This window comes from Citrobacter freundii complex sp. CFNIH4, assembly GCF_002934505.1.
GTDB lineage: Bacteria > Pseudomonadota > Gammaproteobacteria > Enterobacterales > Enterobacteriaceae > Citrobacter > Citrobacter freundii.
Genome location: NZ_CP026231.1, coordinates 962,054 through 974,393, shown reverse-complemented (window position 1 = coordinate 974,393; position 12,340 = coordinate 962,054). Strand labels below are relative to the sequence as shown.

Annotated in this window: 12 protein-coding genes; 8 read left to right on the top strand and 4 right to left on the bottom strand. The window is 51.0% G+C overall.

The genetic code is table 11. The annotated features are described in order from the left end of the window. Window positions 1-47 precede the first annotated feature (47 nt). Window positions 48-1,157, bottom strand: coding sequence for an anion transporter (locus C2U41_RS04940; RefSeq protein ID WP_103848335.1), 1,110 nt, complete (start codon window positions 1,155-1,157; stop codon window positions 48-50). Further along, window positions 1,154-1,627, bottom strand: a complete 474-nt coding sequence (mntR, locus tag C2U41_RS04935) for a manganese-binding transcriptional regulator MntR (protein WP_103848334.1) — start codon at window positions 1,625-1,627, stop codon at window positions 1,154-1,156. The genes C2U41_RS04940 and mntR overlap by 4 nt, the downstream gene beginning before the upstream one ends. A 186-nt stretch (window positions 1,628-1,813) precedes the next feature. Between mntR and mntS the strand changes: the two genes are divergently transcribed. Further along, a complete protein-coding gene (gene mntS, locus C2U41_RS04930; RefSeq protein ID WP_003035262.1) occupies window positions 1,814-1,942 on the top strand; it encodes a manganase accumulation protein MntS in 129 nt (42 codons plus the stop codon). Between the two features lie 276 nt (window positions 1,943-2,218). Then, on the top strand, window positions 2,219-3,805 hold the full coding sequence (locus C2U41_RS04925; protein ID WP_103848333.1) for a phosphoethanolamine transferase: 1,587 nt from the start codon (window positions 2,219-2,221) through the stop codon (window positions 3,803-3,805). A 64-nt stretch (window positions 3,806-3,869) separates the two neighbouring features. On the opposite strand, the gene ompX is transcribed toward C2U41_RS04925, so the two are convergent. Continuing rightward, complete coding sequence (ompX, locus tag C2U41_RS04915; protein ID WP_003035257.1) at window positions 3,870-4,385, bottom strand: outer membrane protein OmpX; 516 nt, start codon at window positions 4,383-4,385, stop codon at window positions 3,870-3,872. A gap of 353 nt (window positions 4,386-4,738) precedes the next feature. Between ompX and rhtA the strand changes: the two genes are divergently transcribed. From rhtA to ybiO, 6 genes are all read left to right on the top strand, one after another. Continuing rightward, window positions 4,739-5,626, top strand: coding sequence for a threonine/homoserine exporter RhtA (rhtA, locus tag C2U41_RS04910; protein WP_003845428.1), 888 nt, complete (start codon window positions 4,739-4,741; stop codon window positions 5,624-5,626). Between the two features lie 302 nt (window positions 5,627-5,928). Next, entirely contained in the window at window positions 5,929-6,432 is a 504-nt protein-coding gene (gene dps, locus C2U41_RS04905; RefSeq protein WP_003035253.1) for a DNA starvation/stationary phase protection protein Dps, read from the top strand. A gap of 365 nt (window positions 6,433-6,797) precedes the next feature. Continuing rightward, complete coding sequence (gene glnH, locus C2U41_RS04900) at window positions 6,798-7,544, top strand: glutamine ABC transporter substrate-binding protein GlnH (RefSeq protein WP_003837002.1); 747 nt, start codon at window positions 6,798-6,800, stop codon at window positions 7,542-7,544. Between the two features lie 137 nt (window positions 7,545-7,681). Then, window positions 7,682-8,341 carry a glutamine ABC transporter permease GlnP gene (gene glnP / locus C2U41_RS04895; protein WP_003035248.1) on the top strand — a complete coding sequence of 220 codons (660 nt, stop codon included), beginning with the start codon at window positions 7,682-7,684 and terminating at the stop codon, window positions 8,339-8,341. After that, the gene (glnQ, locus tag C2U41_RS04890; RefSeq protein WP_003035246.1) at window positions 8,338-9,060 is read left to right on the top strand and encodes a glutamine ABC transporter ATP-binding protein GlnQ; all 723 of its coding nucleotides are present in this window, start codon (window positions 8,338-8,340) and stop codon (window positions 9,058-9,060) included. The genes glnP and glnQ overlap by 4 nt, the downstream gene beginning before the upstream one ends. Window positions 9,061-9,178: 118 nt before the next feature. Then, window positions 9,179-11,416, top strand: a complete 2,238-nt coding sequence (ybiO, locus tag C2U41_RS04885; RefSeq protein ID WP_103848332.1) for a mechanosensitive channel protein — start codon at window positions 9,179-9,181, stop codon at window positions 11,414-11,416. Here ybiO and rlmF read toward each other — a convergent pair. Beyond that, window positions 11,413-12,339, bottom strand: a complete 927-nt coding sequence (gene rlmF, locus C2U41_RS04880) for a 23S rRNA (adenine(1618)-N(6))-methyltransferase RlmF (protein ID WP_003035241.1) — start codon at window positions 12,337-12,339, stop codon at window positions 11,413-11,415. The two genes, ybiO and rlmF, sit on opposite strands and share 4 nt — an antisense overlap. Between the last annotated feature and the right edge of the window lies 1 nt (window position 12,340).

Genomic DNA, 12,340 nt, shown 5'->3' with positions numbered 1-12,340 from the left:
CTGTAGGCCGGATTAGGCGCCAGCCGCCATCCGGCACACCACATCAATTACATCATTAGCAACAAACCATAACCCACCAGCGCCGCCCATATCAGCATCGGTACCGAATACCAATGAAAACGCCACCAGATCCGGCGGTCGTTTGCCATCCGTAACGCAATGAGATTCGCCAGCGATCCTGGCAACAGCCCAAAGCCGCCCACATTGACCGCCCAGGCCAGAAGCAGCGTTGGCGGGACGTAGTTCAGCAGCAAAATCGTACTGGGCACATTACTTATAAACTGCGACAGGCCAATGGCGGTCAGCCAAAGTCCCGGCGCTGAAAGCGCGCCAATCTGGTGGGTTGTCCCCTGCAGGGCCGGAAGCTGCGTCAGCAAGTGCACATCAATGAACATCGCCATAAACACCAACAGCAGCGTCCAGTCTACGCTGAGGATCACGCGGCGAGCCAGCACCATGAACCCTGCCGCCACAATCGCCAGACCCCACAGCTCTTGTTTTAACTCCAGCGCTGCAAGGAAGATGATATACAACACCAGACAGCCCCACACCAGACGCGGTTGCCAGTCAGGTGCGCGCGTACCGGTATGATAATGCAACGCTTTATTCGGGAAACTGAACCAGCACAGCACCACCAGCGTCAGCATCATGGCCCCCGCAAGCGGCGCCATTTGCCAGGTAAACGCGGTAAACGATAAGCCTGAGCGTCCCCACATCAGAATGTTTTGTGGATTGCCTATTGGCGTTAGCAACGATCCGGCGTTAACCGCCAGCGCCTCAAAGATAATCAGGCGATTCACCGGAATAGCGCACAATTTTTTCAGAGTGATGGTCAGCGGAACAACAATAAACAGCGCAACATCGTTGGTCAGAAACGTCGACAACAACGCCGCTGCCAGCACCATAAATATCGCCAGCTGACGCTCTGTTTTGAAACGGCGGGTCATCTTGCGCCCTAACACATCGAAGTAACCGCTTAGCTCCACGCCTTTGGTCAGTAACATCAGGCCACTGAGCGTGATAATTGTGTGCCAGTCAATCGCTCCCGGCCACGACCGGGGTGTAAATGGCGTGAACAGGCTCAGTACAACCCCAACGATGATTAACAGCTGGAAAAAACGATCGCGCTGTAAGGCGCGTAATAAAGGAAAACTCATTCAGAGCCTGTTCCTTGCTGTTGCGTAAACCGGCTAAAAGCCTCCAGCGTTTCCTCACTGACGTGATGCTCCATCCCCTCCGCGTCGCGACGGGCAATTTCCGGACTGATACCTAACATCAACAGGAAATTCTCCACAATCTGATGACGCTCCCGACTTTCCTGAGCCAGTCGTTCACCTTCTGCGGTTAAAAACACGCCTCGCCAGGGGATCATTTCAATCAATCCGACTGAAGCAAGACGCTTAAGCATTTTAGCAACCGTCGGCTGGGAAACCCCAAGCCGTGCGGCCATATCCACCTGGCGCGCTTCACCTACCTCAATAATGAGATCGGAAATCAGCTCTACGTAGTCATCAATCAGCTCACGGCGATGCGCCTCCCGGACCTGACGAAATCCTTCAACGTGTTCTTCGACATTCACCAATTGCGTCACTTTTTTTGTTGTTGGCGTACCTGCGCGACGACTCATTCTGCTTCCTCGTTACTGTGACGCGTTAACGGCATCTGATTAGAGAGCACTCATTGTAAACCAGAGTTGCGCGGGCACAAAAAATTAACGTTTTAGCAATAGCTATATAATATAGCCTGTGCTATATCTGTATATAATAAAGACATCCCTCAAGGATTGATGGGATCGTGAAGTCAGGAGGTTTACATGAATGAATTTAAGAGGTGTATACGCGTGTTTAGCCACTCTCCCTTTAAAGTACGGTTGATGCTGATCTCTATGCTGTGTGACATGATTAACAGCAAACCAGAGAAGGATAAACCTTCAGAAAAATAATGCGGCGTCGCGGTACGCCGCTTCATTTTCCTGCCGTCATCCGGGTACGGTGGTGGTTTTCGTCCCAATAACCCTTCTTTTTGTCAGTTTTGCCACGTCCCTCGCAAAACAATTTCTTTGTAGTAGTTGACCTTCTCTTGCGCACACTCTATCTTTTCGCAGCCCTGCGTATATTGCGGCTCGCGGATGCGGACCCTATCCCTCTTCTCGCTCTCTCAGGCAGGCAATGACCCTTAGCGCCAGGGTAAGCACATGGCGTTTTTGTAACAGTGGCATATGAATTTAACCCTCAAAGATTCAATCATTGCTCGTAGCCGGGCGATTAGTCCGTGGACTGGCCTCTATTTCTTACAGTCTCTGCTGATCAACCTTGCGCTGGGCTATCCGCTTAGCCTGCTCTATAGCGTTGCTTTCACCTGTATATTGATGCTGCTGTGGCGCAGTGCGCCGCGCGCGCAGAAAGTGCTGATTGGCCTTTGCTCGCTGATTGCGGCAATGTACTTTCCGTTCGGCCAGGCTTACGGCTCACCGAACTTCAATACCTTGCTGGCGCTGCACTCAACCAATATGGAAGAGTCCACCGAAATCCTGACCATCTTCCCCTGGTACAGTTATCTGGTTGGGGTATTTATTTTCGCCCTCGGCGTTATCGCCGTACGTCGTAAAAAAGATGAACAAAAGCGTGGCTGGAACAAGTTCGACAGCGTTTGTTTGCTGTTCAGCGTTGTCGCATTCTTTGTTACCCCGGTACAAAACCTGGCCTGGGGCGGCGTGTTCAAGCTGAAAGACACTGGCTATCCGGTTTTCCGGTTTGCCAAGGACGTGATCGTCAATAACAACGAAGTGCTCGACGAACAAGAGCGTATGGCGAAGCTGTCGAGCGTGAAAGACAGTTGGACCGTAACCGCCGTGAAGCCGAAGTATCACACCTACGTCGTGGTGATCGGCGAAAGCGCCCGCCGCGATGCGTTAGGCGCGTTTGGCGGTCACTGGGATAACACCCCGTTTGCCAGCTCCGTTAACGGCTACATCTTTGCGGATTACATTGCTGCCAGCGGTTCAACGCAAAAATCACTCGGCCTGACGCTGAATCGGGTGGTCGACAATAAGCCCCAGTTCCAGGATAACTTTGTCACCCTGGCCAACCGAGCAGGTTTCCAGACATGGTGGTTTTCCAATCAGGGACAAATTGGTGAATACGACACGGCCATCGCCAGCATTGCAAAACGCGCTGATGAAGTTCAGTTCCTCAAGAACGGTGACTTCGAAGCGGATAAAAATACCCGTGACGAAGCGCTGTTGAAGATGACCGCTCAGGTGCTGGCAACCGAGCGCACTCAGCCGCAGCTTATTGTACTGCATTTAATGGGCTCACATCCGCAGGCCTGCGACCGTACGCAGGGTAGGTACGAGACTTTCGTCCAGTCAAAAGAGACGTCTTGCTACCTGTACACCATGACGCAAACGGATGACCTACTGCGCCAGCTATACGATCAGCTACGTAATAGCGGTACCAGCTTCTCGATGGTCTATTTCTCCGATCATGGCCTCGCGTTTAAAGAGCGTGGAAAAGAGGTGCAGTACCTGGCGCATGACGATCAGTTCCAGCAGAATTTCCAGGTACCTTTCATGGTGCTGTCGAGCGATGATAAAGCGCATCGGGTGATTAAGGCCCGCCGATCCGCCAATGATTTCCTCAGCTTTTTCTCGCAGTGGACAGGGATTAGCGCAAAAGAAATAACCAACAGCTACCGCTTTATCTCAGAGAAAAAAGCCGGGCCGGTGTACATCACCAACTTTAAGCTGCAGAAGGTGGACTACAACCACCTTGGTACCGACATCTTCGAGACCAAATCTCGTTAACAGCTCATGTTGCAGGCAAAAAAAATCCGCCCCGAGAGGCGGATTTTTCATATCACCGAAGTGATTAGAAGCGGTAACCCACGCCAGCGATCCAGGTGCCAACGTCAACGCTACGAATACGGCTCTGCTCGTAGGAGAAGTCCAGAGCAACGTTTTCGATCGGGTTGAACTGCAGACCAGCACCGTAAGAGAAACCGTAGTCGCTGGTGGTGTGGTTGTCAGCCGGGGATGCTGCGTTCTGGAATTTACCGTAACCAACACCCACTACACCGTAGATGCTTGCCCAGTCGTTCAGACGGTAAGCCGGACCAGCAGTGATGCCGTAGTACTGGGTTTTGTTGTAGTCGCCAGAAGCATCGGTACGATCTTTTTCAGTGTAAGTGAAGGAACCGATAACACCCAGCGGGTTGTTGTCCTGCTCGTAGCGATACTTCAGGTTGAAACCGTTCATTTTGTTCGCTGCGCCCTGAGCATCGCTCTGAGCGTAACCACCGGTAACGGTAGAAGTAGCAGCTACAGCAGTACCTGCGGAGAAAGCCAGAACAGCGGCCAGTGCTGAAAGACATGCAATTTTTTTCATAACCACCTCAAATGTGCTTCAAGTAAATCTTAAGTTTTAAATATACCAAAAATTGATGGGAAACTCTTTGCGATTAGCGATGTCTAACGGGGTCTTTCATGTAACAGAACATTTCAGAAATCCGCTATCTCTTTCAATTAACATCACTTTTCTAACGTAAAATGCCATTATTGCGCGCACAATATGGCACATTCATCCAGATTATTCCTAATCACACAGATTATTAATCCATCATTTTCATGCCATTGTACGGAACTGAGCAATTTTTTTTTCAACGAATACTCAACCACATGTGTGTATTTCCATTACACTCGCTGTTTTACTTCTATTGACATAATTTGACAGGAGAAAGGATGCCGGGGTCGTCACGTAAAGCGCCAGTCTGGTTGCCTATTTTGGTTTTGCTAATTGCTATGTCCTCCATTCAAAGCGGAGCATCTCTGGCGAAATCGCTGTTCCCGCTCGTCGGCGCGCCGGGCGTTACCGCGTTGCGCCTTGCGTTGGGCACCCTCATCCTTATCGTCTTCTTTAAACCCTGGCGTTTGCGATTCGCCAAAGAACAGCGCCTGCCCCTTCTGTTTTATGGCCTGTCTCTGGGCGGGATGAACTATCTCTTCTATCTGTCAATCCAGACCGTGCCACTGGGAATTGCCGTGGCGCTGGAATTTACCGGCCCGCTGGCGGTAGCGCTGTTTTCATCCCGGCGCCCGGTGGATTTCATTTGGGTTGCACTGGCTGTACTCGGACTGTGGTTCCTGCTGCCATTAGGTCAGGACGTTTCTCACGTCGATTTAACCGGTGCTGCGCTAGCGCTGGGGGCTGGTGCCTGCTGGGCCATCTATATTCTTACCGGGCAGCGAGCCGGGGCGGAACACGGTCCGGCAACCGTCGCAGTAGGGTCATTAATTGCAGCACTGGTATTTGTGCCAATCGGCGCGATCCAGGCTGGTGATGCCCTGTGGCATTGGTCCATTCTGCCGTTAGGCCTGGCCATTGCAGTCCTCTCTACTGCACTTCCCTATTCACTGGAGATGATTGCATTGACGCGCCTGCCGACGCGTACTTTCGGTACATTGATGAGTATGGAACCTGCCCTGGCAGCGGTTTCCGGAATGATCTTCCTCGGTGAAACGCTGACGCTTATCCAGACACTCGCTCTGGGTGCCATTATCGTCGCATCAATGGGCTCTACGCTCACTATTCGTAAAGAGCCACAAATAAAACAAGTCGACGTGAATTAACCACGTAATATTCTGCATGGTTTGCATAATCATGCAGAATATCCAATTGTAAATCTGCGTGATAATAATTCTAAAAAATATAATTTTCTCATCCGCATATTTCATTTAATCTCAAAATTAACATAAAAATAACACCACGCAAGAAACACAACAATCAATGCATTGATTTTACTAGGTATTTTATATTTATCCTTTCTTCACTATTAAAGTAATAGGCAACACCGGAAAAAAAAATCCAAATTTAGCGCTATACTTAATTCCGTTGAAGAGTTGGGACATAACTATCAAGAGGATATGAAAATATGAGTACCGCGAAACTGGTAAAAACAAAAGCATCCGCTCTCCTTTATACCCGCAACGATGTGTCTGATAGTGAAAAGAAAGCGACCGTAGAACTGCTGAATCAGCAAGTAATCCAGTTTATTGACCTGTCATTGATCACCAAACAGGCTCACTGGAACATGCGCGGCGCAAACTTCATTGCGGTACATGAAATGCTGGATGGCTTCCGTACAGCCCTGACCGATCACCTCGACACAATGGCTGAACGCGCCGTACAGTTGGGCGGTGTGGCACTGGGCACAACTCAGGTTATTAATAGCAAAACGCCTCTGAAAAGTTACCCGCTGGATATCCATAGCGTACAGGACCACTTAAAAGAACTGGCTGAACGTTATGCCGTAGTTGCAAACAGCGTACGTAAGGCTATTAGCGAAGCAAAAGACGAAGATACCGCAGATATCTTTACCGCAGCGTCTCGCGACCTCGATAAATTCCTGTGGTTTATCGAAGCCAACATTGAGTAACAGCAGACATAAGAATTACCTATATAACCCTCGCTCCGGCGGGGGTTTTGCACATCTATGGTGCATAACATTGATCGTTCGTCACTCCAAAGTAAATTATTTGTAATAATCACCTCACACAATCGTTAACGAAAGATTGTTTTATCAACAATTTTTACGCTAAATAGTCATACCGTTTGCACCGTGGCTGGTTCGCACCAAATGAGTGCCCCAAAACAGTGCAAATTACTCGCTTTGCCCTACTTATTGTGCAGAGAAACGAGATACCCTCTTGTTAAAACAATGAGTTGCAAAATTGGCACGATTCTTTCATTAAGCCATATGTTCTCGCAGGGGATCGCCCCGTGGATATAAAAGGAAATCCTATGAAGTCTGTATTAAAAGTTTCACTGGCTGCACTTACCCTGGCTTTTGCGGTGTCCTCCCATGCCGCAGATAAGAAACTGGTTGTCGCAACCGACACCGCGTTTGTACCGTTTGAATTCAAACAGGGTGACAAATACGTTGGTTTTGATGTGGATCTGTGGGCTGCCGTCGCCAAAGAATTGAAACTGGATTATGAACTGAAACCAATGGATTTCAGCGGCATCATCCCGGCACTGCAAACCAAAAACGTCGACCTGGCGCTGGCGGGTATCACCATCACAGATGAGCGTAAAAAAGCGATCGACTTCTCCGATGGCTACTACAAAAGCGGTCTATTAGTGATGGTGAAAGCAAATAACAACGACGTCAAAAGCGTAAAAGATCTGGATGGTAAAGTCGTTGCAGTTAAGAGCGGCACCGGTTCCGTTGATTACGCGAAAGCGAATATCAAAACCAAAGACCTGCGTCAGTTCCCGAACATCGATAACGCCTATATGGAACTGGGCACCAACCGCGCAGACGCCGTGCTGCACGACACACCAAACATTCTTTACTTCATCAAAACAGCTGGCAATGGTCAGTTCAAAGCTGTAGGCGAATCACTGGAAGCCCAGCAGTACGGCATCGCCTTCCCGAAAGGCAGCGACGACCTGCGTGAGAAAGTGAACGGCGCGCTGAAAACGCTGAAAGAGAACGGTACTTACAACGAAATCTACAAAAAATGGTTCGGTACTGAACCTAAATAATAACCGGTAGCGTTGCCCGGTGGCGTGATGCTTACCGGGCCTACGCCTGGATTTTTGAGACCTGTAAGCCGGATAAGCCCAGCGCATCCGGCAAAACGGGCATTTGAATATTTACACCACGGTAACAGGAACGACATATGCAGTTTGACTGGAGTGCCATCTGGCCCGCCATCCCGCTTTTGATTGAAGGCGCCAAAATGACCCTGTGGATCTCGGTCCTCGGTCTGGCTGGCGGTCTGATAATCGGACTTGCAGCAGGGTTTGCGCGCACTTTCGGCGGTTGGATCGCCAACCACGTAGCGCTGGTGTTTATCGAAGTCATTCGCGGTACGCCAATCGTTGTGCAAGTAATGTTTATTTACTTCGCTCTACCAATGGCATTTAACGATTTACGCATTGACCCCTTTAGCGCCGCCGTTGTCACCATCATGATCAACTCCGGTGCCTATATTGCGGAAATCACCCGCGGTGCGGTGCTCTCAATCCATAAAGGATTCAGCGAAGCCGGACTTGCCCTTGGACTTTCACGCACAGAGACTATTCGCCACGTTATTTTGCCTCTCGCGCTGCGTCGTATGCTGCCGCCGCTGGGCAACCAGTGGATCATCAGCATTAAAGATACCTCGCTGTTTATTGTCATTGGCGTCGCTGAACTGACCCGTCAGGGCCAGGAAATCATTGCCGGTAACTTCCGCGCACTGGAAATCTGGAGCGCCGTTGCGGTGTTCTATCTGATCATAACGCTGGTGCTGAGCTTCATTCTGCGTCGTCTGGAAAGAAGGATGAAAATCCTGTGATTGAATTTAAAAACGTTTCTAAGCACTTTGGTCCAACCCAGGTGCTGCACAATATTGACCTGAACATTCAACAGGGTGAAGTAGTGGTGATTATCGGGCCGTCAGGATCCGGTAAATCTACCCTGCTACGCTGCATTAACAAACTGGAAGAGATAACCTCTGGCGATCTGATCGTCGACGGTCTGAAAGTGAACGATCCGAAGGTAGACGAACGGTTAATCCGCCAGGAAGCCGGGATGGTGTTTCAGCAGTTCTATCTGTTCCCGCATCTGACGGCGCTGGAAAACGTCATGTTCGGGCCGCAGCGCGTACGCGGGGCGAATAAAGAACAGGCCGAGAAACTGGCGAAAGAACTGCTGGCGAAAGTGGGTCTGGCCGAGCGCGCCCATCACTACCCTTCTGAGCTGTCCGGTGGTCAACAACAGCGTGTGGCTATCGCCCGAGCGCTGGCGGTGAAGCCGAAAATGATGCTGTTTGATGAGCCAACCTCTGCGCTTGACCCGGAACTGCGTCATGAGGTTTTGAAAGTTATGCAGGATCTGGCGGAAGAAGGGATGACCATGGTGATTGTGACCCACGAAATCGGTTTTGCCGAGAAAGTGGCTTCACGCCTGATTTTCATTGATAAGGGAAGAATTGCCGAAGACGGTAATCCGCAGGCCCTGATTGAAAATCCGCCCAGCCAACGCTTACAGGAATTCTTGCAGCACGTATCCTGATAGCTCTGCCTCCCTTCGCCCGAAGGGAGGTTTTTCACCAGAATCCTCTCATTTCAATTCTCTCCCGCCCTGACATCTATACTTATCCTTTTGAATTTATTTTCTCATGGGAGGAGTCATGCGCGGGATCCTGTTCATTTTTGTTTGTCTGTTGAGTTTCCCGACTCAGGCGGTGACGATACCTGGCGTCACCACGCCAACATCAACCAACGCGCAAACCACAGCGGCGAAAGAGCCGGATATTGAACAGAAAAAAGCGGCTTACGGCGCACTGGCCGATGTGTTGGAAAATGACGCCTCGCGTCAGGAGCTGATCGGTCAGTTACGCAAAGTGGCCACTGCCCCTCCTGCCGAGCCGGTGCCAACCATTGTCCCGCCCACGTTAACGGAAGAAAAAACGGTACTGGAAAACGTCACGGACGTCACCCGCCACTACGGTGAGGCGCTCTCCAGCCACTTTGCCCAGCTTTATCGCAATATTACCGATGCCCCGCATAAGACCTTTAATCCGCAAACGTTCACCAATGCTCTGACGCATTTTTTAATGCTGGCGGTGTCAGTGTTCGGTTTTTTCTGGCTGGTTCGCCTGTGCGCGCTACCGTTGTATCGCAAAATGGGACAATGGGCGCGGCGGAAAAACCGCGAACGCAGCAACTGGCTTCAGCTTCCGGCGATGATCGTTGGCGCATTCATTATTGATTTGCTTCTGCTGGCGCTGACATTATTTGTCGGGCAGATACTGAGCGACAAAATGAACGCTGGCAGTCGCACGATCGCCTTTCAGCAAAGTCTGTTTCTCAATGCCTTCGCCCTGATTGAATTCTTCAAGGCCATTTTGCGCCTGATATTTTGCCCAACGGTGGCCGAGCTGCGCCCGTTTAACATTCAGGATGCTGGCGCACGCTACTGGAATCGCCGTTTGAGTTCATTGAGCAGCCTGATTGGCTACGGGCTTATCGTTGCCGTACCCATTATCTCTAATCAGGTCAACGTGCAGGTCGGCGCGATGGCCAACGTCATCATCATGTTGTGTATCACGCTATGGGCGCTGTACCTGATTTTCAGAAACAAGAAAGAGATAACGCAGCATTTGCTGAATCTGGCGGAAAGATCCCTCGCTTTTTTCAGTCTGTTTATTCGTGCTTTTGCGTTGGTATGGCATTGGCTGGCCAGCGCTTATTTCATTGTGCTGTTTTTCTTTTCGCTGTTTGATCCGGGCAACAGCCTGAAATTCATGATGGGCGCTACGCTGCGCAGCCTGGTAATCATTGGAATTGCCGCCTTTGTTTCCGGCATGTTTTCCCGCTGGATAGCCAAAACTATTACCCTTTCGCCACACACCCAGCGCAGCTATCCGGAACTACAAAAGCGGCTGAATGGCTGGCTGTCGACAGCGTTAAGCATAGCCAGGATCCTGACGGTGTGCGTTGCGGTGATGCTGCTACTGAGTGCTTGGGGACTGTTCGACTTCTGGAACTGGCTGCATTACGGCGCAGGAGAAAAAACAGTGGATATCCTGATCCGTATCGCGCTGATTTTATTCTTCTCCGCCATCGGCTGGACAATCCTTGCCAGTCTGATTGAAAATCGTCTGGCTTCCGATATCCACGGTCGTCCGCTACCCAGCGCGCGTACCCGCACCCTGCTGACACTGTTTCGCAACGCACTGGCGGTGATTATCAGCACGATCACCATCATGATTGTGTTGTCGGAAATCGGCGTCAATATCGCCCCCTTACTGGCCGGGGCCGGGGCGCTGGGGCTGGCTATCTCTTTCGGCTCGCAAACGCTGGTAAAAGATATTATTACCGGGATTTTTATTCAGTTTGAAAATGGCATGAACACCGGCGACCTGGTGACCATTGGCCCACTCACCGGTACGGTTGAACGGATGTCCATCCGTTCTGTGGGCGTGCGTCAGGACACCGGGGCGTACCATATCATTCCCTGGTCATCGATAACGACCTTCGCCAACTTTGTGCGGGGAATTGGATCGGTCGTCGCCAATTACGACGTAGACCGCCATGAGGATGCGGATAAAGCGAATCAGGCGTTGAAAGATGCGGTTGCTGCGGTGATGGAAAAAGATGATATTCGCGGGCTGATTATTGGCGAGCCGTCGTTTGCCGGGATTGTAGGATTAACCAATACGGCATTCACACTACGGGTCTCGTTTACCACCTTGCCGCTGAAGCAGTGGACGGTACGTTTTGCGCTCGACAGCCAGGTGAAGAAATACTTCGATCTGGCCAACATACGCGCCCCGGTACAGACCTATCAAGTGTTGCCTGCACCAGGGTATGGCCCAACGTCTGCGGCAAGCGAACCGCTGCCGCCAACCGAGCCAACGCTTTAGCGTTTACGCGCCATAAAACGACGACGCTGATCGTTATCCATAAAGGTCCAGGCAATAAAGCGACTCTGCTTTTGCCCCTGGGCCATCTCTTTCTTGACCACTTTCACCGCGCCCGCATCCGTTAATGCGTGGTACAGCGGAGGCAAGTTCTCGCCGCGAGAAACCAGCGTGGTAAACCACATAACCTGACGGCCAAAAGCCTGGCTTTCGACGATCATTTTTTTGATGAACGCTACTTCGCCGCCTTCACACCACAGCTCCTGCTGTTGTCCGCCAAAGTTCAGCGCATCATCTTTATCTTGCCCCAGATTACGACGTTTACGCTCGCTTCCTGCGCGGGCTGAGGCCGCAGAATCATGGAATGGCGGGTTACACAATGTGGCTTCATACTGCTCATTTTTGTGAATGATACCGTTGAAGATTGCCGAAGCATCTTTCTGACGACGCAGACGAATAGCACGGGTTAACCCCGGATTGCCGTTTATGATCGCCTGAGCGCTGTTAAACGCTTCGCTACTGCTCTCACTGCCCGTGAATCGCCAGCCGTATTCATGCACGCCGATCAGCGGATAAATACAGTTTGCCCCTACGCCTATGTCCAGGATGCTCGCATTTGCCGGAATGGTTCCGCTGGTTTCCCCCAACAGGTCGGCCAGGTGGTGAATGTAGTCAGCACGACCAGGCACCGGCGGGCACAGAAAACCGTCCGGAATATCCCAGTTTTTCACCGCATAAAAATGCGCCAGCAGTGCTTTATTGAGCGCCTTTACTGCCTGCGGATTGGCGAAATCAACACTCTGCTCCCCGCCGGGCGTGAGGGTGAGAAATTGCGTCAGCTCTGGGGTAACCTGGCATAAAGTCGCAAGATCATAACGGCCATTGTGGCGGTTGCGTGGGTGTAATCCCGGTTTCTGGGCGGACATA

What these genes read in the sequence shown, in the direction of transcription:
- ybiO (WP_103848332.1), top strand. Translation starts at nt 9,179, where the DNA reads ATGCGCGGGATCCTGTTCATTTTTGTTTGTCTGTTGAGTTTCCCGACT.
- rlmF (WP_003035241.1), bottom strand. Translation starts at nt 12,339, where the DNA reads ATGTCCGCCCAGAAACCGGGATTACACCCACGCAACCGCCACAATGGC.
- mntS (WP_003035262.1), top strand. Translation starts at nt 1,814, where the DNA reads ATGAATGAATTTAAGAGGTGTATACGCGTGTTTAGCCACTCTCCCTTT.
- C2U41_RS04925 (WP_103848333.1), top strand. Translation starts at nt 2,219, where the DNA reads ATGAATTTAACCCTCAAAGATTCAATCATTGCTCGTAGCCGGGCGATT.
- glnH (WP_003837002.1), top strand. Translation starts at nt 6,798, where the DNA reads ATGAAGTCTGTATTAAAAGTTTCACTGGCTGCACTTACCCTGGCTTTT.
- rhtA (WP_003845428.1), top strand. Translation starts at nt 4,739, where the DNA reads ATGCCGGGGTCGTCACGTAAAGCGCCAGTCTGGTTGCCTATTTTGGTT.
- ompX (WP_003035257.1), bottom strand. Translation starts at nt 4,385, where the DNA reads ATGAAAAAAATTGCATGTCTTTCAGCACTGGCCGCTGTTCTGGCTTTC.
- dps (WP_003035253.1), top strand. Translation starts at nt 5,929, where the DNA reads ATGAGTACCGCGAAACTGGTAAAAACAAAAGCATCCGCTCTCCTTTAT.
- mntR (WP_103848334.1), bottom strand. Translation starts at nt 1,627, where the DNA reads ATGAGTCGTCGCGCAGGTACGCCAACAACAAAAAAAGTGACGCAATTG.
- C2U41_RS04940 (WP_103848335.1), bottom strand. Translation starts at nt 1,157, where the DNA reads ATGAGTTTTCCTTTATTACGCGCCTTACAGCGCGATCGTTTTTTCCAG.
- glnP (WP_003035248.1), top strand. Translation starts at nt 7,682, where the DNA reads ATGCAGTTTGACTGGAGTGCCATCTGGCCCGCCATCCCGCTTTTGATT.